The organism is Pseudomonas sp. B21-023, from assembly GCF_024749165.1.
In the GTDB taxonomy this organism is placed as follows: Bacteria; Pseudomonadota; Gammaproteobacteria; order Pseudomonadales; family Pseudomonadaceae; genus Aquipseudomonas.
In genome coordinates this window covers 4153602-4176557 of record NZ_CP087190.1, presented here as the reverse complement: position 1 = coordinate 4176557, position 22956 = coordinate 4153602, and the positions used below count along the sequence as shown (strand labels likewise).

At 65.4% G+C, this 22956-nt stretch carries 23 protein-coding genes and 1 pseudogene; 12 read left to right on the top strand and 12 right to left on the bottom strand.

Annotated features, from left to right (window positions below; translation table 11 throughout):
* Window positions 1-61 precede the first annotated feature (61 nt).
* Window positions 62-946: a LysR family transcriptional regulator gene (locus LOY42_RS18710; RefSeq protein WP_258598765.1), complete on the top strand. Its 885-nt coding sequence runs from the start codon at window positions 62-64 to the stop codon at window positions 944-946.
* 109 nt (window positions 947-1055) lie between these two features.
* On the opposite strand, the gene LOY42_RS18705 is transcribed toward LOY42_RS18710, so the two are convergent.
* A complete protein-coding gene (locus LOY42_RS18705; RefSeq protein WP_258598763.1) occupies window positions 1056-1805 on the bottom strand; it encodes a 3-oxoacyl-ACP reductase family protein in 750 nt (249 codons plus the stop codon).
* 124 nt (window positions 1806-1929) lie between these two features.
* On the opposite strand from LOY42_RS18705, the gene LOY42_RS18700 reads away from it, so the two are divergent.
* Window positions 1930-2859 carry a LysR family transcriptional regulator gene (locus tag LOY42_RS18700; RefSeq protein WP_139673202.1) on the top strand — a complete coding sequence of 310 codons (930 nt, stop codon included), beginning with the start codon at window positions 1930-1932 and terminating at the stop codon, window positions 2857-2859.
* Between the two features lie 7 nt (window positions 2860-2866).
* On the opposite strand, the gene LOY42_RS18695 is transcribed toward LOY42_RS18700, so the two are convergent.
* Both LOY42_RS18695 and LOY42_RS18690 read right to left on the bottom strand, forming a co-directional pair.
* Window positions 2867-3349 (bottom strand): GreA/GreB family elongation factor, encoded by a 483-nt coding sequence (locus LOY42_RS18695; RefSeq protein WP_139672707.1) that lies wholly within the window; start codon window positions 3347-3349, stop codon window positions 2867-2869.
* 2 nt (window positions 3350-3351) lie between these two features.
* Window positions 3352-3750 carry a hypothetical protein gene (locus LOY42_RS18690; protein ID WP_046856567.1) on the bottom strand — a complete coding sequence of 133 codons (399 nt, stop codon included), beginning with the start codon at window positions 3748-3750 and terminating at the stop codon, window positions 3352-3354.
* 135 nt (window positions 3751-3885) lie between these two features.
* Between LOY42_RS18690 and earP the strand changes: the two genes are divergently transcribed.
* A complete protein-coding gene (gene earP, locus LOY42_RS18685) occupies window positions 3886-5019 on the top strand; it encodes an elongation factor P maturation arginine rhamnosyltransferase EarP (protein ID WP_139672704.1) in 1134 nt (377 codons plus the stop codon).
* A gap of 48 nt (window positions 5020-5067) precedes the next feature.
* Window positions 5068-5637 (top strand): elongation factor P, encoded by a 570-nt coding sequence (efp, locus tag LOY42_RS18680; protein ID WP_011532839.1) that lies wholly within the window; start codon window positions 5068-5070, stop codon window positions 5635-5637.
* A 108-nt stretch (window positions 5638-5745) separates the two neighbouring features.
* Here the strand turns inward: efp and LOY42_RS18675 are convergent, their stop codons facing one another.
* The 3 genes from LOY42_RS18675 to LOY42_RS18665 form a co-directional block, all read right to left on the bottom strand.
* The gene (locus LOY42_RS18675; protein ID WP_011532840.1) at window positions 5746-6174 is read right to left on the bottom strand and encodes an organic hydroperoxide resistance protein; all 429 of its coding nucleotides are present in this window, start codon (window positions 6172-6174) and stop codon (window positions 5746-5748) included.
* Between the two features lie 130 nt (window positions 6175-6304).
* Window positions 6305-6760 (bottom strand): MarR family winged helix-turn-helix transcriptional regulator, encoded by a 456-nt coding sequence (locus LOY42_RS18670; protein ID WP_102684218.1) that lies wholly within the window; start codon window positions 6758-6760, stop codon window positions 6305-6307.
* A 55-nt stretch (window positions 6761-6815) separates the two neighbouring features.
* A complete protein-coding gene (locus LOY42_RS18665; protein WP_046856564.1) occupies window positions 6816-7772 on the bottom strand; it encodes a LysR family transcriptional regulator in 957 nt (318 codons plus the stop codon).
* 115 nt (window positions 7773-7887) lie between these two features.
* Here LOY42_RS18665 and LOY42_RS18660 point away from each other — a divergent pair, with 115 nt between their 5' ends.
* Window positions 7888-8637 carry a sulfite exporter TauE/SafE family protein gene (locus tag LOY42_RS18660; RefSeq protein WP_139672701.1) on the top strand — a complete coding sequence of 250 codons (750 nt, stop codon included), beginning with the start codon at window positions 7888-7890 and terminating at the stop codon, window positions 8635-8637.
* A 76-nt stretch (window positions 8638-8713) separates the two neighbouring features.
* On the opposite strand, the gene LOY42_RS18655 is transcribed toward LOY42_RS18660, so the two are convergent.
* Complete coding sequence (locus tag LOY42_RS18655) at window positions 8714-9565, bottom strand: LysR substrate-binding domain-containing protein (RefSeq protein ID WP_258598760.1); 852 nt, start codon at window positions 9563-9565, stop codon at window positions 8714-8716.
* Window positions 9566-9661: 96 nt separating this feature from the next.
* Between LOY42_RS18655 and LOY42_RS18650 the strand changes: the two genes are divergently transcribed.
* Together LOY42_RS18650 and LOY42_RS18645 are read left to right on the top strand one after the other, a co-directional pair.
* Complete coding sequence (locus LOY42_RS18650; protein ID WP_258601271.1) at window positions 9662-9880, top strand: DUF1127 domain-containing protein; 219 nt, start codon at window positions 9662-9664, stop codon at window positions 9878-9880.
* A gap of 70 nt (window positions 9881-9950) precedes the next feature.
* Complete coding sequence (locus LOY42_RS18645) at window positions 9951-11171, top strand: winged helix-turn-helix domain-containing protein (RefSeq protein WP_258598758.1); 1221 nt, start codon at window positions 9951-9953, stop codon at window positions 11169-11171.
* Here the strand turns inward: LOY42_RS18645 and LOY42_RS18640 are convergent.
* On the bottom strand, window positions 11152-12498 hold the full coding sequence (locus LOY42_RS18640) for a class II 3-deoxy-7-phosphoheptulonate synthase (RefSeq protein WP_139672690.1): 1347 nt from the start codon (window positions 12496-12498) through the stop codon (window positions 11152-11154). The genes LOY42_RS18645 and LOY42_RS18640 overlap by 20 nt on opposite strands.
* Before the next feature lie 116 nt (window positions 12499-12614).
* Between LOY42_RS18640 and LOY42_RS18635 the strand changes: the two genes are divergently transcribed.
* Window positions 12615-13370, top strand: a complete 756-nt coding sequence (locus LOY42_RS18635; RefSeq protein ID WP_110698165.1) for a spermidine synthase — start codon at window positions 12615-12617, stop codon at window positions 13368-13370.
* Between the two features lie 303 nt (window positions 13371-13673).
* Window positions 13674-15390 (top strand): annotated as a pseudogene (locus LOY42_RS18630) (DEAD/DEAH box helicase).
* Window positions 15391-15477: 87 nt separating this feature from the next.
* Here LOY42_RS18630 and LOY42_RS18625 read toward each other — a convergent pair.
* A complete protein-coding gene (locus LOY42_RS18625; RefSeq protein WP_258598755.1) occupies window positions 15478-16230 on the bottom strand; it encodes a class III extradiol ring-cleavage dioxygenase in 753 nt (250 codons plus the stop codon).
* Between the two features lie 101 nt (window positions 16231-16331).
* Here LOY42_RS18625 and LOY42_RS18620 point away from each other — a divergent pair, with 101 nt between their 5' ends.
* Window positions 16332-16982, top strand: a complete 651-nt coding sequence (locus LOY42_RS18620; RefSeq protein ID WP_258598753.1) for a thiopurine S-methyltransferase — start codon at window positions 16332-16334, stop codon at window positions 16980-16982.
* A gap of 144 nt (window positions 16983-17126) precedes the next feature.
* On the opposite strand, the gene htpX is transcribed toward LOY42_RS18620, so the two are convergent.
* Both htpX and LOY42_RS18610 read right to left on the bottom strand, forming a co-directional pair.
* Entirely contained in the window at window positions 17127-18014 is an 888-nt protein-coding gene (gene htpX / locus LOY42_RS18615) for a protease HtpX (RefSeq protein WP_038705666.1), read from the bottom strand.
* A gap of 228 nt (window positions 18015-18242) precedes the next feature.
* Window positions 18243-19454 carry a pyridoxal phosphate-dependent aminotransferase gene (locus LOY42_RS18610; RefSeq protein WP_139672678.1) on the bottom strand — a complete coding sequence of 404 codons (1212 nt, stop codon included), beginning with the start codon at window positions 19452-19454 and terminating at the stop codon, window positions 18243-18245.
* A 167-nt stretch (window positions 19455-19621) separates the two neighbouring features.
* On the opposite strand from LOY42_RS18610, the gene msrB reads away from it, so the two are divergent.
* Both msrB and LOY42_RS18600 read left to right on the top strand, forming a co-directional pair.
* Window positions 19622-20017: a peptide-methionine (R)-S-oxide reductase MsrB gene (gene msrB / locus LOY42_RS18605; protein ID WP_139672676.1), complete on the top strand. Its 396-nt coding sequence runs from the start codon at window positions 19622-19624 to the stop codon at window positions 20015-20017.
* Between the two features lie 12 nt (window positions 20018-20029).
* Complete coding sequence (locus tag LOY42_RS18600; RefSeq protein ID WP_046856557.1) at window positions 20030-20518, top strand: glutathione peroxidase; 489 nt, start codon at window positions 20030-20032, stop codon at window positions 20516-20518.
* On the opposite strand, the gene LOY42_RS18595 is transcribed toward LOY42_RS18600, so the two are convergent.
* A complete protein-coding gene (locus LOY42_RS18595; protein WP_198754651.1) occupies window positions 20508-22862 on the bottom strand; it encodes a response regulator in 2355 nt (784 codons plus the stop codon). The genes LOY42_RS18600 and LOY42_RS18595 overlap by 11 nt on opposite strands.
* Window positions 22863-22956: the final 94 nt, after the last annotated feature.

Below are 22956 nucleotides of genomic sequence, written 5' to 3'. Positions count from 1 at the left end.
GTGTCATTCATGAAGCCAATGTATAGTTATCAGCTTATCAATCTCTAAAACAGATAGATCGATGAACCTAAAGCAGCTCGAATACGCCTTGGCCGTGGCCGACACCGGCAGTTTCACCCGCGCCGCCGAACGCTGCCACGTGGTGCAATCGGCCCTCAGCCATCAGGTGGCACGGCTGGAGGCACAGTTGGGGGTAAGCCTGTTCGAGCGCAGTTCGCGGCGGGTGCGCCTGACCCCTGCCGGCGAAGCCTTCGTGCTCAGCGCGCGGCCAGCGGTGGCGGCGGCGCGGCGGGTGGCCGAGGATGTCGCCGCCGCCTGCGGGCAGGTGCGTGGACGTTTGTCGATCGGCGAGATCAGCTCGCTCACCGCGCTGGACCTGGTCGATCTGCTGGTGGTGTTTCATGAGCGCTACCCTGATGTGGACGTGTGCTGGTTGACCGCCAAGAGCGAGTTGCTGGTCACGGACGTCTGCGAGCGGCGCCTGGACGTGGGCTTCATCGGCCTGTGGCATGGCGAGGCGCTGCATGGCGTGCAGCATCGTCTGCTGGCGCGGGAGGAGTTAGTGGCAGTGCTGCCACCTGGTCATCGGTTGGCGGGCAGGGCTCAGCTGGCCCTGGCCGAGCTGGCCGACGAGGTGCTGGTGGACTTTCCCGAGGGCACCGGGGCGCGTCGGCAGACCGACGAGGCGTTCCAGGCGGCAGGGTTGCGGCATCGGGTGCAGTTCGAGATAGGCCATATCCGCCTGGTGGAGAAGTTCGTGCAGCGGAGCATGGCCGTGGGCCTGGTCCCCGAGCGTATCGCTCGGGGCTTCAAGGATGTCGCCAGGGTGCCGCTGGTGGATGCGCCGGTGCGGCACCTGTACGCGGTGTGGTCGCCCAGCCCCACGCCGGCGGCGCGGGCATTTCTGGACGTACTCGAAGAACAGCTGCTGGCGAACGGTGGATAACCCATCGTCGGCAAGCCGGCTCCTACAGGTGCGGCGCGGTTCTTGAAAGCGGCGCCGTACCTGTGGGAGCCGGCTTGTCGGCGATGAGGCCGAAACAGGCAATTACGCATCAGGCCGCAAACCCACCATCGGCCAGCAAGCTCGCCCCTGTGATGTAGCTGGCCTCAGGCCCCGCCAGATAGCCCACGAAGCTGGCGATCTCGTCCGCCTGGCCATAGCGCCCGATAGCCATCAGCGGGATCAGGCTCTCGGCGAACTCGCCACTGGCCGGGTTCATGTCGGTGTCCACCGGCCCAGGCTGCACATTGTTGACGGTGATCCCCTGCGGCCCCAGGTCCCGGGCCAGGCCCTTGGTCAGGCCGACCAGCGCCGACTTGCTCATGGCATAGGGCGCGCCACCGGCGAACGGCATGCGCTCGGCGTTGGTACTGCCGATGTTGATGACCCGCCCACCCTGGCCCATGTACTTCACCGCCGCCTGGGTGGCCACGAACACGCTGCGCACATTGACCGCCAGCAGCCGGTCGAAGTCGGCCAGGTCGAACTCGGCGACCGGCGCCACCGCCAGCACGCCAGCGTTGTTGACCAGGATATCCAGGCCCCCGAAGGCTTTCGCGGTGTCGGACACGGCCTGCTGCACGGCCTGGATGTCGGCGCTGTCGGCGCGCAGGGCCAGGGCTTGGCCGCCGCCGCTGTTGATCTCACCCGCCAAGGCCTCGGCGCTGGCGCTCGAGCTGACATAGGTGAAGGCGACCTTGGCGCCGTCGCGGGCCAGGCGGCGGACTATGGCCGCGCCGATACCGCGGGAGCCGCCCTGGACCAGGGCCACCTTGCCGGTGAGGGGAAGTGCTTGGGACATGCTGATCTCCTGCGTTCAAGCAAGGCCGGATGCCTTGGATGGACACAGTATCGACGCTTGATTACCTATTGATAAGATGGCAATCACGCTAGTCAGAATAAACCAGGAGTTGGCAATGGCCGCGATGGAATCCTTCAGCAGTCTGGAATGCTTCATCCGCAGCGCCGAAGTCGGCAGCTTTGCCGAAGCGGCCAGGCGCCTTTCGCTCACCCCCGCGGCGGTCGGCAAGAACGTCGCCCAGCTGGAGGCGCGGCTTGGTGTGCGCCTGTTCCTGCGCAGCACGCGCAAACTGACCCTGACCGAGGCCGGGCAGCGTTTTCTGGCCGAGGTGAGCGAGAGTTTTCGCACCATCCAGTATGCCGTGGCCAATCTGGCCAACTGCGAAGGCCACCCCTCGGGCGTGCTGCGGGTCAGCATGGGTACGGTGTTCGGGCGCCTGTACGTGTTGCCGTTGCTGGGCGAGTTCCTGGCGCGCTATCCGGCGGTGACGGCGGACTGGCATTTCGACAACCGCCAGGTCGACCTGATCGGCCAGGGTTTCGACGCCGCCCTCGGCGGTGGTTTCGAGCTGCCGCCCGGGGTGGTGGCACGCAAGCTGACGCCTGCGCACCGGGTGCTGGTGGCTTCGCCGGGCTATATGCGTCAGCACGGGCCGATCGACCGGCCGGAACAGTTGCAGGCTTGCGCCGGCATCCTCATCCGCTCGCCGCAGACCGGCAGGGTGCGCAGCTGGCCGCTGACCAGCCGCTGGCAGGAGCAACAGCCGCTGCAACTGCCCCAGCGCCTGACCATGAGCGATTCGGACGCCGCCTGCGCGGTGGCCGAGCAGGGCCTGGGCATCGCCCTGGTCAGCCTGCCATTCGCCTTGCCTTACCTGGCCTCAGGCCGGCTGTGCCGGGTGCTGCCGGACTGGTACGTCGACGATGGGCACATCAGCCTGTACTACGCCGAGCGCAAGCTGTTGCCGGGCAAGACCCGCGCCTTCATCGATTTCGTGGTGGAGCAGTTTGCCGAGCAGGGGCTGGCACAGCGCTTCGATGCCTTGCAGCGATAACGCCCGGTCAGGCGATATCGATGATGAACTGCACCTGGGCCACCCCAGCCAGCACCAGGCGTACTTCGTCATCCACGTGCTTGCCGACCAGCTGCTGGCCTAGCGGTGCGCGAGGTGTGATCACCGTCACCAGCGCCTCTCCCTCACCAATCTTCAAGCCGGCGCCTTCGGGCCCGAGGAACAGCCTGCGACGCTGCCCCTGTTCGTCCTCCAGGGTCACCAGGCAGCCGACCTGGATCCCCCGCGCCGGGTCATAGTCGCGTGGCACCAGTTGCTGATAGGTCTGCAGCGCCTGGCGGATCTCGGCGGTACGTCGGGCCTGTCCGGTGGCCAGGTACGAAGCCTCGAGCCCCAGGGTGTCGTACTTGTTCTCGGCGATGTTCTCTTCGGCGGTGGCGGCCTCGTAGGCGGTCTGGGCGGCGCGGCGCAGCACCTCCATGTCGTGCTCGAGGGTGGTGACGATGCGCTGCAGCAGGGTGGCCTTGTCCATGGTCAGTAGCAGAACTCCAGCACGTTGGCCTGGCTCTTGTCGGTCGGCGCGGTGCGGTTCTGCTGCAGCCAGAACTGGCACTTGGGGCTGTTCAGGTTGCGCGGGTTGCCCTGGGCGGCCTCGGCGGCCTGCTGCAATTCCTGCTTGTGCAGGATGTCTTTGTAATGTTCGAACATCTGCGCCTGGGCATCGGCCGGTGGCGCTGGAGGAGCGGTTGGCGCAGGCAGGACCTGCGCGGGGGCGGTGGCCTCGACCAGCGGTTGCACCTGCTGTGGCCACAAGTGCAGGGCCAGCCACAGGCTCACGGCGATCGCCAATGCGCCGAGCCACAGGCCGAGGGCGACGCACAGCACCAGTTGCACCGGTTTCAGGGTGATCTTCAATTCGCGGGGGCGGGGCATGATGGCCTCCTGGCAGACGGGGCGAGGGCGCCATTCTCGCATGCCGCGGCAGGTATTTTCAGCGCCGCGCTTTTGTTGGCCGGCATTTTTCAGCAAAATCCGCGGTCTTTTTTCCGCAGGTAACGGAACGTGGCGATGAAAACCACCTGGGACATCTTCTGCACGGTCGTCGACAACTATGGCGACATCGGCGTCACCTGGCGCCTGGCGCGCCAGCTGGCGAGCGAGCATGACCTCGCCGTGCGCCTGTGGGTGGATGACCTGCAAGCCTTCGTGCGCCTGTGCCCTGAGGCCGATAGCCACGCCGAACAGCAGTGGCGGCAGGGCGTCGAGGTGCGCCACTGGCCGGCCACGTGGCAAGGCGCGGAGCCGGCGCAGGTGGTGGTGGGCGCCTTCGCCTGCCAGTTACCGCAGGCCTATGTCGAGGCCATGGGCGAGCAGGCCACGCCGCCCTTGTGGCTGAACCTGGACTACCTCAGTGCCGAAGACTGGGTGGATGGCTGCCATGGCTTGCCGTCGCCCCAGGCCAATGGGTTGCGCAAGTTCTTTTTCTTCCCGGGTTTCACCGAGAAGACCGGTGGCCTGCTGCGCGAAGCGGCCTTGCTGCCCCGTTGCCAGGCGTTTCGCCAGGCGCCGGATGAGCGGGCGAGGTTCCTGGCAGGGCTGGGCGTCCATCCCGAGGCCGGGGCGCGGCTGATCTCGCTGTTCGCCTACGAGAATCCACAGTTGGGCAACTGGCTCGACGTACTGGCCGAAGGCGCGCACCCCAGCCACCTGCTGGTACCGCAGGGGCGCATCCTGGGCGACCTCGGCCACTGGCTGGGCGAGGCGGACTTGGCCGTGGGGGCGCTGCATCGGCGCGGCGCCTTGACGGTCCAGGTGCTGCCTTTCGTCAGCCAGGACGACTACGACCAGTTGCTGTGGAGCTGCGATTTCAACGCCGTGCGCGGCGAGGACTCGTTCGTGCGGGCGCAATGGGCTGGGGTGCCGATGCTGTGGCACATCTACATCCAGGAAGAGAACGCCCACTGGGAAAAGCTCGAAGCATTCCTCGCCCATTATTGCCATGGGTTGTCGGCCGCCGCCGGGCAGGCGCTGAGCGAACTGTGGCGGGCCTGGAACATGGACCGCCCGATGGGGCAGGCCTGGCAGGCGCTGCAGCCACACTGGGAGGAAGTGCGCGAACATGCCCGCCAGTGGCAGGCCGCGCAGGCCGCTCGGCCGGACCTTGCCACGAGGCTGGTACAGTTTTACCGAAATTCGCTATGATACGCGGCCTCGATTTTTATAAATCCATCCAGATTCGGATACTTCGTAATGAAAACTGGTAAAGAACTGAAACCCGGTACCGTACTGCGGATCGACAACGACCCGTGGCTGGTTCAGAAAGCTGAGTTCACCAAGTCGGGCCGTAACAGCGCGATCATGAAGACCAAGCTGAAGAACCTGCTGACCGGCTACAAGACCGAAACCGTATACGGTGCGGACGACAAGCTGGACGACGTGATCCTGGATCGCAAAGAAGCGACCCTGTCGTTCATCAGCGGTGACTCGTACACCTTCATGGACACCACCGACTACACCATGTACGAGCTGAACGCCGAAGACATCGACGCCGTTCTGCCGTACATCGAAGAAGGCATGGAAGACATCTGCGAAGCCGTCTTCTTCGAAGGCCGCCTGGTATCGGTAGAACTGCCGACCACCATCAGCCGCCAGGTTACCTACACCGAGAACGCCGCACGTGGCGACACCTCGGGCAAGGTCATGAAGCCTGCCAAGCTGAAGAACGGTACCGAGATCCAGGTTGCCGACTTCATCCAGATCGACGAGTGGATCGACATCGACACTCGCGACAACAGCTTCAAGGGCCGTTCCAAGAAGTAATCCTTCTTGCGATGAGCACGAAAAACCCGGCCTTGGCCGGGTTTTTTTGTGCTCGTGAAACCGTGTCGCCTTCATCGCGGGGCAAGTCGGGTCGCCCCGCGAAGGCATTTACACCGTCACATGCAGGCGCACATCCACATTGCCGCGGGTGGCGTTGGAGTACGGGCAGACCTTGTGCGCCTTCTCCACCAGCCCTTCGGCGTCGGCCTGGGCCAGGCCAGGCAGGTTGATGTGCAGGTCAATGTCCAGGCCGAAACCGCCGGGGATCTGGCCGATGCCGACCTTGGCGGTGATCGAGGCGTCCGCCGGCAGGGCTTTTTTCTCCTGACCGGCAACGAACTTCAATGCGCCGATGAAGCAGGCCGAGTACCCGGCGGCGAACATCTGCTCGGGGTTGGTGCCTTCACCTCCGGCGCCGCCCAGCTCTTTCGGGGTGCTCAGCTTGACTTCCAGCTTGCCGTCGCTGGAGCGGGATTTGCCATCACGACCACCGGTGGAAGTGGCTTCTGCGATGTACAGCGGAGTGACCTTTTGCATCTTGAGCCTCGCTTGGGTGCTGTGCGCCGTCGGCGCTGAGTGGGTATGGGCTTAATTTAGTGCGCAATTATTTAGTGCGCAAGTTAAATATTCGACCATTCATCTGAACAGTCCTCTCACAGCATAGACGTCAGAGGTTTTCTTGCAGCTGCGCGCGCAGGGTGAGCAGGTCGGCTTGCAGCTTGCGCAACTGCTCGGCGCTGTGGCCGCTGGCCTGCAGGATGCATTGCGGCACGCGCTGGGCTTCGGCCTGCAGGGCGCGGCCCTTGTCGGTCAGTTGCACCAGCACCACCCGTTCGTCCTCGCGGCTGCGGCTGCGCTTGAGCAGGCCTTCGCTTTCCAGGCGCTTGAGCAGCGGGGTCAGGGAGCCGGGGTCGGTGAGCAGGCGCTGGCTGATCTCGCCCACGGTCAGGCCGTCCTGCTCCCACAGCACGAGCATGGCCAGGTACTGCGGGTAGGTCAGGCCCAGGGCCTGCAGCAAAGGCTTGTAGACCTTGGTCATCAGCAACGAGGTCGAGTGCAGGGCGAAGCAGACCTGGTTGTCCAGCAGCAGCGCGTCGCAGGGGGCTTGGGTGTCGGCGTTCATGCAGGTCCTTGGAATCGGTGAGTAATAAAATCTAGCACGCCAAAGCTTGGTGCGCTCATTGCCAGCGCAGCTCGCTTCTCAGCGCCAGGTCCCAGGGCGGCACCGGGCTGAAACGGCTCTTGAGGAATTCGAGCAGCAAGCGGCTGCGAGAGTTCGTTTCATGTTCAAGGCGCAGTGCATAAATCCCGCTGGTTTCGGGGGCCGGCAGGCCGTTGTCGCAGAACAGGGGGAGCAGTTCGCCGCGCAGCAGGTAGTCGCTGACCAGCCAGGTCGGCAGGTGGGCGATGCCCAGCCCGGCCAAGGCACCGAACAGCAGCGTCTCGGCATTGTTGGCGGCCATGCGCATGCGCGTCGGGCGGTACAGGCGGGTCTGGCCGCCGACCTCGAAGCGCCAGGCGAACGGTGGTGCCAGGCCGTCCCAGTCGAGGCCGTCATGCCCAGGCAGCTCGCTGGGGCAGGCCGGAACGCCGCGATTGGCCAGGTACGCCGGGCTGGCGCAGGCGATCCGCACCATATAGGCCAGTGGCGTGGCCACCAGGCGCGTGTCGGCCAGGGGCCCCGCGCGCAGCACCAGGTCGACTTCGCCCAGGTGGCTGCCGTGCAGGTCGACGAAACTGTCGATCAGGCGCAGTTGCACGTCGAGCCCGGGGTAGGCGACCAGGAAGTCAGCGATGGCCGGAGCGAGGTGACGCCGGCCGAAAGCGGCCGGGGCGTCGATGCGGATCAGCCCTTCGGGGGCGTTGCTCAGGGATACCGCCTCGGCCCGGGCCAGGCGCAGTTCCTCGATGATGCGCCGGGCCCGTTCGGCGAACGCATTGCCGGCCGGCGTGGCGCGCACCGCATGGGTGCTGCGCGAGAACAGCCGGCTGCCCACCGCGTTTTCCAGGCTGTCGATGCGCCTGGCCACGGCCGAAGGCGTGAGCGGATGGCGACGGGCGGCGGCGGAGAAGCTGCCGGTCTCCAGCACATCGAGGAACAGGCTCAGTTGTTCGGTGAGGATATCGGGGCTCATGATGGCTCTGCTTTTGCGGATTACGCAAAGCCATTGTGCGCTGCTGTGCGTTTCCCCGCCAGCCGTGACTGGGTAGCATGCCGGCATTCTCTGAAAACAGGCGGATGAGGCCCGGATGATCGAGTGGTTGATGTATATCGTGTTGGGTGCCGCCCTGGGCACTGTGGGTGGCCTCTTCGGTATTGGTGGCGGGCTGATCGCGATCCCGGCGCTGGGGGTGCTGTTCGGCCTTGACCAGCAACTGGCCCAGGGCACCGCCCTGGTGATGGTGGTGCCCAACGTGCTGCTTGCGTTGTGGCGCTATCACCAGCGCAACCGCATCGAGTTGCGCCATGCCGTGCCGCTGTCGTTGTGCAGCTTTTTGTTCGCCTGGCTGGGGTCGATCTGGGCAGTGGGCATCGATGCCCAGTCGATGCGCCTGTATTTCGTCGGTTTCCTGGTGGCCCTGGCGTTGTGGAACGTGGCGCGCATGTGCCTGCCGGTGAAGCCGCCGAGCAACCAGCTGCGCTATCCCTGGCCATGGCTGGGCGTGCTGGGCAGCTTTGCCGGGACCATGGGCGGGCTGTTCGGCGTGGGTGGCGCGGTGGTGGCCACGCCGATATTGACCTCCGTGTTCGGCACCACCCAGGTGGTGGCCCAGGGGTTGTCGCTGGCATTGGCGGCGCCGAGCACTGCGGTGACCCTGCTGACCTACGGCCTGCACCAGAGCGTGGATTGGAGCATCGGGGTGCCGTTGGCGGTGGGTGGGTTGCTGAGCATCAGCTGGGGGGTGAAGCTGGCCCATGCGTTGCCGGAAAAGGTACTGCGCTCGATGTTCTGTGTGTTTCTGGTGGTGTGCGCGGTGATGCTCGGGTTCGAGCTCTGAGCGCAAGGGGCTGCAGAGCCCATTGCCATCTGTGGGAGCCGGCTTGCCGGCGAAAAGGGCGCGAAGCGTCCTCGGCTTACTTGAACCCTTCGACGATGTACTCGGCCATGCAGTCGGTAATCGGCGAATGCTGCTGGTCATTGCGCAGCAGCATCACATTGGCCATGTGCAACTGCGGCAGGCCGTCGTCCTCGCCGAGGATGCGCAGGTCGCCGCCGATCAGGCTGTGCAACTGCGCGGTCACCGCCAGCCCGGCATGCACGATGGCGAAGATCGCCGCCAGGCTTGGGCTTGTGTAGGCGATGCGGTACTCGATGCCGTGGCGCTCCAGGGCATTGCAGGTCCAGGCGCGGCAAAAGCAGTCGGTGTTGAACAGCGCCAGCGGCATGGGCCGCTGCTCCTGCGGGCAGAAGCCCTTGGCCGCGGCCCACACCAGGCGTTCCTGGCGCAGCAGCTGGCCGACCTCGTTGCCCGGCTCGCGGGTGACGATGGTCAGGTCCAGGTCCTGGCGCAGCATCAACTGCTTGGACGAATCGCAATGCACCTCGACATGGATCAGCGGGTAGGCCTGGGCAAAGCGGGTGAGAATGCCCGGCAGGTAGCGCATGGCGTAGTCGTCCGGCGTGCCGATGCGCACCACCCCGACCATGTGCGGCATGCGCAGGGTGTTGAATACCTCGCCATGCAGCTTGAGGATGCGCCGCGCATAGCCCAGCAGCACCTGGCCCTCGGCGGTCAGGCGCACCTGGCGGCCGTCGCGCTCGAACAGCTGGCGCTGCAGGATGTCCTCCTCCAGGCGCTTCATCTGCATGCTCACCGCCGACTGGGTGCGGTTGACCACTTCGCCGGCGCGGGTGAAACCACCTTGCTCGGCAATGGCGACGAAGGTGCGCAGCACCTCGGCGTCGAGACTCTGATACTGGGACATGGCATCAATCTCCGAGATGCATGGCATCAGAAACATTCGTTGGATTGATCTTAGGCCTGGGACGAGACTGGAGCCATCCACAAGGAGGGCGTCATGATGAAAGGTCATTTCAACGTAGCTCACCAACCGGCCGCATCCCTGGGCCATCTGTGGCACGACGCCAGCGAGCTGGTGCTGCGCTGGTTCGAACTGCACCGCCAGCGCGACGAGTTGGCGCGCCTGAGCGATGCCACGCTGCACGATCTTGGGTTGTCGCGGGCGGATATCCAGCAGGAGGCCGACCGGCATTTCTGGGAGGACCCGTTGCGTAAATGAAGGTGGCGACAATCGCGGGCTTGCCCCGCGATTGCGTCTTTACTGTCTGGACACCAGACGGAGCCACCTCATGTCCTTCAGCCTGTCCCTCGCCCAGGCCCGCCGCCTGGCTTTGTCTGCCCAGGGCTTTGGCAAGTCGCCCGCGCACCCGCCGACCCTCGCCACTCTCAAGCGCATGCTCCAGCGCCTGGGCGTGGTGCAGATCGACTCGGTCAACGCGCTGGTGCGTTCTCATTACCTGCCGTTGTTCTCGCGCCTTGGCGACTATCCAGCCGACCTGCTGGACCAGCTCGCCTGGGGCAAGCGCCGTCAGCGGCGACTATTCGAATACTGGGGGCATGAGGCGTCGTTGCTGCCGCTGGAGCTCTACCCGCTGATGCGCTGGCGCATGGCCGACGCCGCCGACGGCAAGGGCATCTACCGGCAGCTGGCGACCTTTGGCCGGGAGCGGCGCGAGGTCATCGACCGGGTACTGGCTGCCGTGCGCGAGCGCGGCGCTTTGGGTGCAGGCAGCCTGTCGACCCGCGAGGAACGCGCCGGCCCTTGGTGGGACTGGAGCGAAGAAAAACACGCGCTGGAATGGCTGTTTGCCGCCGGCCAGGTCACCGTGGCCGGGCGTCGCGGTTTCGAGCGCCTGTATGACCTGCCCGAGCGGGTGCTGCCGGCAGCCATTCTCGAGCAGGCCTGGCTCAGCGAGACCGAGGCGCACCAGGGCTTGCTGCTGCACGCCGCAGGCGCCCTGGGCGTGGCCACCGAACAGGACCTGCGCGACTACTTCCGCCTATCGCCGCAGCAGAGCAAGGCCGCCCTGGCTGTTTTGGTCGAGGACGGGCGCCTGCAGGCCTGTGCCGTGCAGGGTTGGAAACAGCCGGCGTATGTCGTGGGCCTGCCACGGATACCCCGGCGAATCGAGGCCAGCACCTTGCTCTCGCCGTTCGACTCGTTGGTCTGGGCGCGGGAGCGCACCCAGCGGCTGTTCGATTTTCGCTATCGCCTGGAGATCTACACCCCCGCGCACAAGCGGGTGTACGGCTACTACGTGCTGCCGTTCCTGCACAAAGAGCGCATTGCCGCGCGTCTGGACCTGCGCGCCGAGCGCGCCCACGGGCATCTGGCGGTGCATGCGGTGCACGAGGAGGCGCAGGGGCTGGACGAGGAGGGCTACCAGGCCCTGGCGGCCAGCCTGTTGCGCATGGCCGGCTGGTTGGGCCTGGCGCAGGTGCGGCTCGACTGCCCCCGCGCCGAGGGCAGCCGGCTGCGTCAGGCGTTGCTCAGCGGCGCACCTGCTTGAGGGTTTCGGCAATCAGGAAGGCCAGTTCCAGCGACTGATCGGCGTTCATGCGCGGGTCGCAGTGGGTGTGGTAGCGGTCGGAGAGGGCGTCTTCGGTGATCGGCCGGGCGCCGCCGATGCACTCGGTGACGTTCTGCCCGGTCATTTCGATATGGATGCCACCGGCGTGGCTGCCCTCGGCCTGGTGCACCTGGAAGAACTGCTTGACCTCATCGAGGATCTGCGCAAAGTCGCGTGTCTTGTAGCCGCTACTGGCCTTGATGGTGTTGCCATGCATCGGGTCCGAGCTCCACAGCACCTGGCGACCCTCGCGTTGCACGGTGCGGATCAGCCCCGGCAGATGGTCGCCGACCTTGCCGGCGCCCATGCGCACGATCAGGTTCAGGCGGCCAGGGTCGTTGTCCGGGTTGAGCACGTCGATCAGGCGGATCAGCTCTTCGGGGTTCATGCTCGGGCCGACCTTGACCCCGATCGGGTTGTGCACGCCGCGCAGGAACTCGACGTGGGCGCCGTCGAGCTGGCGGGTGCGGTCGCCGATCCACAGCATGTGCGCCGAGCAGTCGTAGTAGTCGCCGGTCAGGCTGTCGCTGCGCACGAAGGCTTCTTCATAGTTGAGCAGCAGCGCTTCGTGGGCGGTGAAGAAGCTGGTTTCGCGCAGTTGCGGCGCCGTGTCCAGGCCGCAGGCGCGCATGAAGGCCAGGGTTTCATCGATGCGGTTGGCCAACTGGTGGTACTTGTCGGCCAGCGCCGAGTTGGCGATGAAATCGAGGTTCCACTTGTGCACCTGGTGCAGGTCGGCAAAGCCACCCTGGGCGAAGGCGCGCAGCAGGTTGAGGCTGGCGGTGGCCTGGTGGTAGGCCTGCAACAGGCGCTCGGGGTCGGGGATGCGGCTTTTCGCGTCGAAGCCGATGCCGTTGACAATGTCGCCACGGTACGCCGGCAGGGTGATGTCACCGAGGGTTTCGTCGTTGGCCGAGCGTGGCTTGGCGAACTGCCCGGCCATGCGCCCGACCTTGACCACCGGGCAGCCGGCGGCGAAGGTCATGACAATGGCCATCTGCAGCAGCACCTTGAACGTGTCGCGGATCTTCGCCGCGGAGAACTCGGCGAAGCTCTCGGCGCAGTCGCCACCCTGCAGCAGGAACGCCCGGCCCTGGGTCACCTCGGCGAACTGCCGGCGCAGCTCGCGGGCTTCGCCGGCGAATACCAGCGGCGGGTAGCTGGCCAGGGTCTGCTCCACCTTCAGCAGGTGCGCGGCGTCGGGGTAGATCGGTTGCTGCTGGATCGGCAGGGCGCGCCAGCTGTCGGGGGTCCATTGTCGGGTCATTGCAAGCTCTATCCATAAGTGTCGTTGAGGCCTGCCAGCCATGGTACGCCCGCGCGTGCTTGTTGCACCACCGGCATTGGCGGACAATGGCGGTTTTGCGCGGGCAGGTGGTAGGGATGGCGACGGAGCGGGAAGAGCGGCTGCTGGCACGGGTCGAGGACGCCTTTGGCGTTATCAGCGTGTACGAGGTGGATGACTATCGCTTCCTCGAGTTCGGCGACGCCATCGAGCAGAGCTGCACCTTCACCGCCGACCCCAGTTGGCTGGAGTACGACTACACCCGCGCCATGCTGGTCGGCGCGCTGTGCCACGGACAGCCGGAAAGCGCGTTGTTCCTCGGCCTTGGCGCCGGCACCCTGACCCAGGCCTGCCTGAAGTTCCTGCCGCTGGAGGATGTCGAGGCCATCGAACTGCGCCCGGACGTGCCGCGCCTGGCCATGGAGTTCATGGGCCTGGACGACGATCCGCGGCTGTACGTGCGGGTGGGCGACGCCCTTGAGCTGCTGCCCAGCGCCGAAAAGGCCGACCTGCTGTTCGTCGACCTGTATACCGACTATGGCCCCGGCGTCGGGCATCTGGCCTGGGGGTTCCTGGAAAACTGCCAGAAGCAGCTCAACCCCGATGGCTGGCTGGTGATCAACCAGTGGGCCGGGGACGATGGCAAGCCACTGGGCGCGGCCTTGTTGCGCGGGCTGTACCATCGCCATTACTGGGAGCTGCCGGTCAAGGAGGGTAACGTGATCCTGCTGGTGCCGGCGGACCTGGAGCAGGTTTTGGACCTGCAAGCGCTGCGTGCCCGTGCCGAATCCCTGGCGCCACGCCTGGGTTATTCACTGGATTACCTGATCAAGGCAATCCGCCCGGCGACATGAGTTCTGCGGAGGCGGCGCAAGCCTTTGGAGGAAACGATTCAGCCTGGATCCAATGCTGCCCGCGTGGCGGACATCAGGATTGAAATATTTCTCACAGCTCATGGCAATTTCGGGTATAGTACGCGCCGGTCTTTTAGCGGACCTCGAATCAGGTGGTGCAAATCCTCCGAACCCAGCTTCGGCTGAGCGTCCGCTAGTCGGACCTTCCCAAGACGTTCCTTTTTCAATCGTTTTCGCAAATCCCCGCCGCCAAAACTGCCTGGGTGACCGCTTGGTCTTTCAAGGCATGTGCAGTTTTGGAGCATGGGTCTTTGCGGATGCACCTAGAGGCAGACCCATGACCCAGGAAACCGGCGGATTCGCCGCTCTCGATCTCAATCCGAATATCGTTGCTGCTGTTCTGGCCACCGGCTACGAAGAGCCTTCGGCTATTCAGCATCAGTCGATCCCGATCATCCTCGCCGGTCACGACATGATCGGCCAGGCGCAGACTGGCACCGGCAAGACCGCTGCCTTCGCCCTGCCGATCCTCAACAAGATCGACGTGAGCAAGCGCGAACCGCAAGCCCTGATCCTGGCGCCAACCCGTGAGTTGGCGCTGCAAGTAGCCACCGCTTTCGAAACCTACGCCAAGCAGATGCCGGGCGTTAACGTGGTGGCTGTCTACGGTGGTGCCCCGATGGGCCCACAACTGCGTGCCATTCGTAACGGCGCGCAAATCGTCGTGGCCACCCCTGGCCGCCTGTGCGACCACCTGCGCCGCGACGAGAAAGTCCTGTCCACCGTTCAGTACCTGGTACTCGACGAAGCGGACGAAATGCTCAAGCTGGGCTTCATGGACGACCTCGAAGTGATCTTCGACGCCATCCCTGCAACCCGCCAGACCGTGCTGTTCTCCGCCACCCTGCCGGCCTCGATCCGTGCCATCGCCGAGCGCCACCTGCGCGAGCCGAAGCACGTCAAGATCCAGAGCAAGACCCAGACCGTGACCGCGATCGAGCAGGCCCACCTGATGGTCCACGCCGACCAGAAGATCCCGGCCGTGCTGCGCCTGCTGGAAGTGGAAGAGTTCGACGCGCTGATCGCCTTCGTGCGTACCAAGCAAGCCACCCTGGACCTGGCCGCCGCCCTGGAAGCCAAAGGCTACAAGGCTGCCGCGCTGAACGGCGACATCGCCCAGAACCAGCGTGAGCGCGTGATCGACTCGCTCAAGGATGGCCGCCTGGACATCGTCGTCGCCACCGACGTCGCTGCCCGTGGTCTGGACGTGCCACGCATCACCCACGTGTTCAACGTCGACATGCCGTACGACCCGGAGTCCTACGTGCACCGTATCGGCCGTACCGGCCGTGCCGGTCGCGATGGCCGCGCGCTGCTGCTGGTTACCCCGCGTGAGCGCCGCATGCTGCAGGTGATCGAGCGTGTCACCGGGCAGAAGGTTGCCGAAGCCCGCCTGCCTAACCCGCAGGCCGTGCTGGACGCACGCATCAAGAAGCTGACCAAGAGCCTGGCACCGCTGGTGGCCGAGTCCGAGGCCAGCCATGGCGAGCTGTTCGACCGCCTGACCGCCGACCTGGGTTGCAGTGCCCGTGCCCTGGCTTCGGCCCTGCTGCGCAAGGCCACCAATGGCCAGGCGCTGGACCTGGCTTCGGTCGAGCGTGAGCAGCCGTTGGTGCCGACCCACACCCCGCGTGAGCGCAGCACTGGCGAGCGTGCCGAACGTGGTGAGCGCAGCGACCGTGGTGACCGTGAGCGCCGTGCGCCGATGCCGCTGGCCGAAGGCCGCGTGCGTTGCCGTACCGCCCTGGGTGCCCGTGACGGCATCGCCGCCAAGAACCTGCTGGGCGCTATCCTCAACGAGGGTGGCCTGGCACGTGACGCCATCGGCCGCATCCAGGTGCGTGACAGCTTCAGCCTGATCGAGCTGCCCGAAGACGGCCTCGAGCGTCTGCTGACCAAGCTCAAGGACACCCGCGTGGCCGGCAAGCAGCTGAAGCTGCGCCGCTACCGCGAGGACTGATCCTGGCGCTGCAATGAAAAATCCCCGGCCTAGGTCGGGGATTTTTTTTGCCTGTGTCCAGCACATGTAACCATGTGCGTGGGAGCGTCAGTCGAACCGATAGATATCCATCCCAAGCGCCCCCGGCGTGAATCCTTGGTGAACGATGCCAAACCGCTCGCCAGCGCCCATGGCGAAGAACAACGGCAGCAGATGCTCATCACTGGGATGGTTGCGTGCCGCAAACGGCGCCTGGCGCCGATAGTCCACAAGCGCCGCCTCGTCTCCCGCCTTCAGCCGCTCCACCACCCAGTCGCGAAACGCCAGCGCCCAGGGCTCGACCGCATCCGGCCCCGCATGCCAGTCAAGCTCGCCCAGGTTATGGGTGATGCTGCCCGAGCCGATCAGCAGGATGCCTTCCTCGCGCAGCTGCGCCAGCGCCTGCCCGACCTTCAGTTGCAGGGCGGGGCCGGCCTGGCTGGGCAGCGACACCTGGACTACCGGAATCTCCGCTTGCGGATACATCAGCGACAGCGGCACCCAGGCACCATGGTCGAAAGGCCGTTGTTCATCCAGGCGGGCGCCGAGCAAGCCGGCCAGCCGCTGCGCCAGTGCCGGTTCGCCGGGGGCCGGGTAGTGCACCGCGTACAGGGCCGGCGGAAAACCATGGAAGTCATGCCAGGTCTGCGGAAGTGGGTTGCTCATCACCAGCAGTTCGCGGCTTTCCCAGTGCGCCGACACCACCACGATCGCTTTCGGGCGGGGTAGGGCGCGGGCCAGTTCGGCCAGGGCAGGGCCGCTGGCGCCGGGTTGCAGGGCGAGCATGGGCGAACCGTGGGAAATGAACAGGCTGGGCAGCATGGTGGTGTCCTGGCAGGTAAGATGCTGCCATCTTCGATCAGCCTTCGATCGAGATCCAATATAAGTTTTCACAGTCTTTTATCGAAAAACCGGGAGGGATCATGGAGCCAGCGTTCTGGCACAAGCGGTGGGCGGACAACCAGATAGGCTTTCACCAGGCCCAGGTGAACCCGTACCTGCAGACGCACTGGCCGGCGTTGGGGTTGGCCCCGGGCGCGAGGGTGCTGGTGCCGCTGTGTGGCAAGAGCCTGGACATGCTCTGGCTGGCTGCGCAAGGGTATCGGGTGCTGGGGGTGGAACTGTCGCGCAGGGCGGTGGCGGACTTCTTCACCGAACATGGCTTGGTGGCGCAGGTTGCCCGGCATGGCGCCTTCGAGGTGTGGCGCAGCGACGAGGTGGAGTTGTGGTGCGGCGATGTGTTCGCCCTGCGTGACGAGGATCTGGCTGGTTGCGCGGGGGTGTACGACCGGGCGGCGTTGATTGCCTTGCCGGGGCCGATGCGCGAGCGCTACATGGCGTTGTTGGGCAAGCTGTTGCCAGCGGCCTGCCGTGGGCTGCTGGTGACCCTCGACTACGATCAGGCCTTGATCGATGGGCCACCGTTCTCGGTGCCGGACGCCGAAGTGCGGACAGGTTTTGCCGGGTGGCGGGTCGATGAGGTCGAGGCGCAGGAAATTCTCGACGAGAGTCCGAAGTTTCTCAAAGCTGGTGTCGAAAATTTGGTTGAGCGAGTCTATAGCGTTTGGCGTTGAAGCCATCGCGGGGCAAGCCCGCTCCCACGCACCAAACGGACTGGCGTGGGAGTGGCGGTGCGCCGATGCGACTTGCCCCGCGATGTGGTCGGTACTGGCAACGAAAAGGGCGACCGAAGTCGCCCTTTCTTGTTGCTGCCTGGATCAGCCGCGGCGACGCAGCGCGTCGATGCGGTCTTCCAGCGGCGGGTGGCTCATCAGCAGGCCGGCCAGGCCATGCTTCAGGCCGCCGTTGATGCCGAAGGCCTTCATCGTGTCGGGCATGTGCACCGGCAGGCCCTGCTCGGAGCGCAGGCGCTGCAGCGCGCCGATCATTGCGCCGGTGCCGGCCAGGTGGGCGCCGGCCTCGTCGGCGCGGAACTCGCGGCGGCGCGAGTACCACATGACGATGATGCTGGCGAGGATGCCCAGTACCAGCTCGGCGACGATGGTCGCGATGAAGTAGGCGATACCGTGGCCTTCTTCGTTCTTGAAGATCACCCGGTCGACGAAGTTGCCGATGATGCGGGCGAAGAACATCACGAAGGTGTTCACCACGCCCTGCACCAGCGCCATGGTGACCATGTCGCCGTTGGCCACGTGGCCGATCTCGTGGGCCAGCACCGCGCGCACCTCATCAGGCGAGAAGCGTTCCAGCAGGCCCTGGGACACCGCCACCAGCGCGTCGTTGCGGTTCCAGCCGGTGGCGAAGGCGTTGGCCTCGTAGGCTGGGAAGATGCCCACCTCGGGCATCTTGATGCCGGCCTCGCGGGACAGCTCCTCGACGGTCTGCAGCAGCCACTGCTCGTGACGGGTACGGGGCTGGGTGATGATCTGGGTGCCGGTGGTCATCTTCGCCATCCACTTGGAGATGAACAGCGAAACGAGCGAGCCAGCAAAACCGAACACGGCGCAGAAGACCAGCAGCTGGCCGAGGTTGAGGTCAACCCCGTTGGCGGCCATGAACCCGTTGAAGCCGAACAGGCTCAGGGTAATGCTTGCAACCAGCACCACCGCGAGGTTGGTGGCTACAAACAACAGAATGCGCATCATGGTTGTTACGTTCTCCTGACGGATGAGTTTGTTGCGTACTGCGGGGTATATAAGGGGGAGGGCGCGGCTATTCAACCGGGCGACTATTTCAAACTGTGTACGCGAGGAGTATGGCAGAGGATGCCGTGAGGGCTGTGGGGTAGAGCGTTGCAGGATGTAAGGCAAAAGTATCGCGAGGCAAATCGCATCGGCGTACCGATGCGACTGGCTCCGCGATGGCGATATCGCTTACTGCGAATAGGTGCGCAGGAAGTTGCCGATACGCCCGATCGCCTGTTCCAGGTCATCCACCCGCGGCAGCGTCACCACGCGGAAGTGGTCCGGCCACGGCCAGTTGAACGCCGTGCCCTGGACGATCAGCAGCTTCTCCGACAGCAGCAGGTCGAGGGCGAATTTCTCGTCGTTGAGGATCGGGCAGACCTTCGGATCGATGCGTGGGAAGGCGTACAGCGCGCCCATCGGCTTGACGCAACTGACCCCGGGGATGTCGTTGAGCAGCTCGTAGGTGCGGTTGCGTTGCTCCAGCAGGCGGCCCGGCGGCAGCACCAGGTCGTTGATGCTCTGGTAGCCGCCCAAGGCGGTCTGGATGGCGTGCTGGGCCGGCACGTTGGCGCACAGGCGCATGTTGGCCAGCATGTCGATGCCTTCGATGTAGCTCGTGGCGTGGTGCTTGGGCCCGGAGATGATCAGCCAGCCGGAGCGGAAGCCCGCCACCCGGTACGACTTGGACAGGCCGTTGAAGGTCAGGCACAGCAGGTCCGGGGCCAGCGACGCGGTGCTGATGTGCACGGCCTCGTCGTAAAGAATCTTGTCGTAGATCTCGTCGGAGAACACCACCAGGTTGTGCTGGCGTGCCAGCTCCAGCATGCCCAGCAGCAGCTCTTTGGAGTACACCGCGCCGGTCGGGTTGTTCGGGTTGATGATCACCAATGCCTTGGTGTTCGGGGTGATCTTGGCCTTGATGTCGTCAAGGTCCGGGAACCAGTCGGCCTGCTCGTCGCACAGGTAGTGCACCGGCTTGCCGCCGGCCAGGCTCACCGCGGCGGTCCACAGCGGGTAGTCGGGCGCCGGGATCAGCACTTCGTCGCCGTTGTTGAGCAGCGCCTGCATGGACATGACGATCAGCTCGGACACGCCGTTGCCGAGGTAGATGTCCTCGATGGTGACGCCTTCGATTGCCTTCTGCTGGCAGTACTGCATCACCGCCTTGCGCGCGCTGAACAGGCCCTTGGAGTCGCTGTAGCCCTGGGCGGTGGGCAGGTTGCGGATGACGTCCTGGAGGATCTCGTCCGGCGCCTCGAAACCAAACGGCGCCGGGTTGCCGATGTTCAGCTTGAGGATGCGATGGCCTTCCTCTTCCAGGCGTTTGGCGTGCTTGAGCACTGGGCCGCGAATGTCGTAGCAGACATTGGCGAGCTTGTTCGATTTGCTGAACTGCATGATGAGATCCCGAGTGAGAATACGCGCCGCCTTCTTTCGAAAGGTTTGAAAGGGCGGGAACCGGGTGCCAGACTGGCTGCCTTGCACACGAAGCCAACTAATATACGTGCCACCCGCGCCAGGGAAAAGCCGGTGCGAGGTGAAATTCAGCCTGCCGAGGTCCCATCATGCAAAAGATCGACAAAACCCTGGACGAATGGCGCGCCATGCTCGATCCGGCCCAGTACCAGGTGTGCCGCCTGAAAGGCACCGAGCGGCCGTTCAGCGGCAAGTACAACAGCGAGCGCCGCGACGGCGTCTACCAGTGTATCTGCTGCAACCTGCCGCTGTTCTCCTCCAAGGCCAAGTTCGATTCCGGCTGCGGCTGGCCGAGCTTCTACGAGCCGATCGAAGAGGCCGCGATGATCGAGATCCGCGACACCTCCCACGGCATGATCCGCACCGAAGTCACCTGCGCCCAGTGCGACGCCCACCTGGGCCATGTATTTCCCGACGGCCCGCCGCCGACCGGGCTACGCTACTGCATCAACTCGGTATGCCTGGACTTCAAGCCACGCGATTGACGGAGAGCGAACATGGCCGATGCGCTGCTGGACATCCCCTGCGTCACCCTTGGCGGTGAGCAGAAAGTGCTGGGCGACTTCGCCGGCAAGGCGCTGCTGGTGGTCAACACCGCCAGCCAGTGCGGTTTCACCCCGCAGTACAAAGGGCTCGAGCGCCTATGGCAGGACTACCAGCGCCAGGGCCTGGTGGTGCTGGGCTTCCCCTGCAACCAGTTCGGCAAGCAAGAGCCGGGCGACGCCCGGGAGATCGCGCAGTTCTGCGAGCTCAACTTCGGCGTGAGCTTCCCGCTGTTTCGCAAGATCGAAGTCAACGGCCCCGGCGCCCACCCGCTGTTCGCCGAGCTCAAGCGCCGCGCGCCGGGCCTGCTGGGCACGCAGAAGATCAAGTGGAACTTCACCAAGTTCCTGGTCGACCCGCGCAGCGGCAAGGTCACCCGCTTTGCCCCGACCACCAAGCCCGAGGCGCTGAAAGCGGCGATAGAGCCGCTGCTCAACCGCTGACCGGCACCCAGTGCTCGATCAGCGCCAGCAGTTCCTCGCGCCGGAACGGCTTGGCCAGGTAGTCGTTCATGCCCGCGGCGCGGCAGCGTTCGCGCTCCTCGGGCATGGCGTTGGCGGTCAGCGCGACGATCGGCAGCTCCGGCCAGCGGCTGCTCTGGCGGATGCGCCGGCTGGCCTCGTAGCCGTCCATCACCGGCATGTTGCAGTCCATCAGTACCAGGTCGAAGCTGTCCCGCTCCAGGTAGTCCAGGGCCTCCTGGCCGTGGGCGGCCACCTGCACCTGGCAGCCGAGCTTGCCCAGCATGCCCTTGGCCACCAACTGGTTCACCGGGTTGTCCTCCACCAGCAGGATACGCGCCCGCAGCTCGCGCGAGGCCGGCACCTCGTGGGGCAGCGGCGCGCTGGGTTCCCCTTGCAGGATGCGGCGCAGCGTCTGGTACAGGGCGTTGCGCGCCAGGGGCCGGGCCAGTTGCTGCAGCGGCGCCAGTTGCGTGGCCTGTTCGGCGGGCAGGAAGTTGCCGTAGGCGGTCACCAGCAGGATCGGCGCCGCGATGGCCGGGCGCAGGTCGAGCACGTGGTCCAGGTCGTCGGTGATCAGCAGGTCGACCGGCAGGCCGGCCAGTGCGCCGGCATCTGCATGGCGCACGTAATCCAGCCCCCAGCGCGGCAGCAGCCCTTGTAGCAGCTCGGCCAGGCCGCTGCCGGGGTTGCCCAGGGCCACCACGTGTCCACTTATTGCCGCCGGCGGGATTGCCTCGGTATGCGCCGGTAGCGGTAGGTCGGCGCTGAAGCGGCTGCCGAAACCGGTCTCGGAATGGATGTGCAGGTGCCCCTGCATGGCCTTGCACAGGTTGCGGGTCAGGGCCAGGCCCAGGCCAGTGCCGCCGTACTGGCGGGTGATACCGGCGCCGGCCTGGGTGAACGGCTGGAAAATCCGCGCCTGGGCCTCCTCGGGGATGCCAATGCCGGTGTCGCTGACCTCCAGGCGCACGCCGCCGACGATGCTGCTCAGGCGTACATCAACACGCCCGAAGCGGGTGAACTTGAGTGCGTTGGACAGCAGGTTGCTGACAATTTGCCGTACCCGCGTCGGGTCGCCCAGCACCGTGCTGGGAAAGTCCGGGGCGATCAGGCAGGTCAGCTCGACACTGGGCGCGGCATTCTGCGACAGCAGGTTGGCGGTGTCCTCGACCATCGCGCCGAGGTCGAACGGGATGCGTTCGAGTTCCAGCTGGCCGGCGTCGAACTTCGACAGGTCGAGGATATCGTTGAGCAGCTCCACCAGCACCTTGCCCGAGTCGTGGGCGATCGACAGCTGCTGGCGCTGCTCGGCGGCCAGGCCGCTGTCCAGCGCCAGGGCGATCATACCGAGCATGCCGTTGAGTGGCGTGCGGATCTCGTGGCTCATGTTGGCCAGGAAGGCGGCGCGGGCCTGGGCCATGTCCAGGGCGCGCTGGCGCGCTTCGTCCAGTTCCTGGTTGGACTGGCTCAGGCGGCTGTTGCTGGCCTTGAGCTCGTTGGTGCGGGCCGAGACGATGTCTTCCAGCTCATTGAGGTACTGGGTCAGCCGGTTCTCGGCGGTGCGCCGCTGCTGGATCTCGGTGGCCATGCTGACGAACTGCTGGTTGGCGACCCGCACCAGCACGCCGATCTCGTCGTTCTCGTGCCCCTTGGGGCAGTCCACGCGGTTCTGCCGGGGCGTGCGCGCATCATTGCCGCTGAGCGCGCCGATCACCGTCACCAGCGGCTTGGTCAGCATCAGGTAGAACAGCGCCAGGAGAATGCCGGTCAGCACCAGGCTGCGGGCGAAACCGTTGACCAGGGTAACCCCGGCGCGGTCGAGAAAGCGCCCGCCGAAGGCATAGGTGTCGACGTCCAGGTACAGGGTGCCGAGGTACTCCTCGGGCATGTGGGCGAGGAACAGCCGGTCCTGGAACAGGCGCTGCTCGCCGAACAGGAAGTCGGACAATGGTCGGTAGCGGCTTTCCATGCGCGGCCGCTGCACGTCGGCCAGCACCGTGTCGTTGTTGTCGATCAGCCGCGCACGGATCAGCGCCGGTGATTTCAACAGCCCGCCGGTCAGCTCCTGGGCCAGCTCGGTGTCGATGTTGTAGGCGATGCGCGAGGCCGTGTCGTGGCTGATCTTCAGCAGCGCCTGAATTTCACGGTTGATGGACGCGTCTTCGCTGGCATAATCGATGCCGATCTGGATGAGACTGAGCAATGTTCCCAGGATGAAGCCGACCAGGACTGTCAACCGGGCTTGCTTGTATGACAGGCGATTGGTGAACTTGATATCCATGGGTCCCAAGCCGGTTACTTGCTCCGTGCGCTGCGCAAGCATAGCCGATCAGCCCTGGCTGCTGGCGGGTCTGTCTGTTCATTTCAGTTGATCGTCGATTAAGGGCCGCTGCGCGCCCCATCGCCGGCAAGCCGGC

Coding starts and splice junctions, on each gene's coding strand:
- LOY42_RS18710 (WP_258598765.1), top strand. CDS start 62: ATGAACCTAAAGCAGCTCGAATACGCCTTGGCCGTGGCCGACACCGGC.
- LOY42_RS18705 (WP_258598763.1), bottom strand. CDS start 1,805: ATGTCCCAAGCACTTCCCCTCACCGGCAAGGTGGCCCTGGTCCAGGGC.
- LOY42_RS18700 (WP_139673202.1), top strand. CDS start 1,930: ATGGAATCCTTCAGCAGTCTGGAATGCTTCATCCGCAGCGCCGAAGTC.
- LOY42_RS18695 (WP_139672707.1), bottom strand. CDS start 3,349: ATGGACAAGGCCACCCTGCTGCAGCGCATCGTCACCACCCTCGAGCAC.
- LOY42_RS18690 (WP_046856567.1), bottom strand. CDS start 3,750: ATGCCCCGCCCCCGCGAATTGAAGATCACCCTGAAACCGGTGCAACTG.
- earP (WP_139672704.1), top strand. CDS start 3,886: ATGAAAACCACCTGGGACATCTTCTGCACGGTCGTCGACAACTATGGC.
- efp (WP_011532839.1), top strand. CDS start 5,068: ATGAAAACTGGTAAAGAACTGAAACCCGGTACCGTACTGCGGATCGAC.
- LOY42_RS18675 (WP_011532840.1), bottom strand. CDS start 6,174: ATGCAAAAGGTCACTCCGCTGTACATCGCAGAAGCCACTTCCACCGGT.
- LOY42_RS18670 (WP_102684218.1), bottom strand. CDS start 6,760: ATGAACGCCGACACCCAAGCCCCCTGCGACGCGCTGCTGCTGGACAAC.
- LOY42_RS18665 (WP_046856564.1), bottom strand. CDS start 7,772: ATGAGCCCCGATATCCTCACCGAACAACTGAGCCTGTTCCTCGATGTG.
- LOY42_RS18660 (WP_139672701.1), top strand. CDS start 7,888: ATGATCGAGTGGTTGATGTATATCGTGTTGGGTGCCGCCCTGGGCACT.
- LOY42_RS18655 (WP_258598760.1), bottom strand. CDS start 9,565: ATGTCCCAGTATCAGAGTCTCGACGCCGAGGTGCTGCGCACCTTCGTC.
- LOY42_RS18650 (WP_258601271.1), top strand. CDS start 9,662: ATGAAAGGTCATTTCAACGTAGCTCACCAACCGGCCGCATCCCTGGGC.
- LOY42_RS18645 (WP_258598758.1), top strand. CDS start 9,951: ATGTCCTTCAGCCTGTCCCTCGCCCAGGCCCGCCGCCTGGCTTTGTCT.
- LOY42_RS18640 (WP_139672690.1), bottom strand. CDS start 12,498: ATGACCCGACAATGGACCCCCGACAGCTGGCGCGCCCTGCCGATCCAG.
- LOY42_RS18635 (WP_110698165.1), top strand. CDS start 12,615: ATGGCGACGGAGCGGGAAGAGCGGCTGCTGGCACGGGTCGAGGACGCC.
- LOY42_RS18625 (WP_258598755.1), bottom strand. CDS start 16,230: ATGCTGCCCAGCCTGTTCATTTCCCACGGTTCGCCCATGCTCGCCCTG.
- LOY42_RS18620 (WP_258598753.1), top strand. CDS start 16,332: ATGGAGCCAGCGTTCTGGCACAAGCGGTGGGCGGACAACCAGATAGGC.
- htpX (WP_038705666.1), bottom strand. CDS start 18,014: ATGATGCGCATTCTGTTGTTTGTAGCCACCAACCTCGCGGTGGTGCTG.
- LOY42_RS18610 (WP_139672678.1), bottom strand. CDS start 19,454: ATGCAGTTCAGCAAATCGAACAAGCTCGCCAATGTCTGCTACGACATT.
- msrB (WP_139672676.1), top strand. CDS start 19,622: ATGCAAAAGATCGACAAAACCCTGGACGAATGGCGCGCCATGCTCGAT.
- LOY42_RS18600 (WP_046856557.1), top strand. CDS start 20,030: ATGGCCGATGCGCTGCTGGACATCCCCTGCGTCACCCTTGGCGGTGAG.
- LOY42_RS18595 (WP_198754651.1), bottom strand. CDS start 22,862: ATGCTTGCGCAGCGCACGGAGCAAGTAACCGGCTTGGGACCCATGGAT.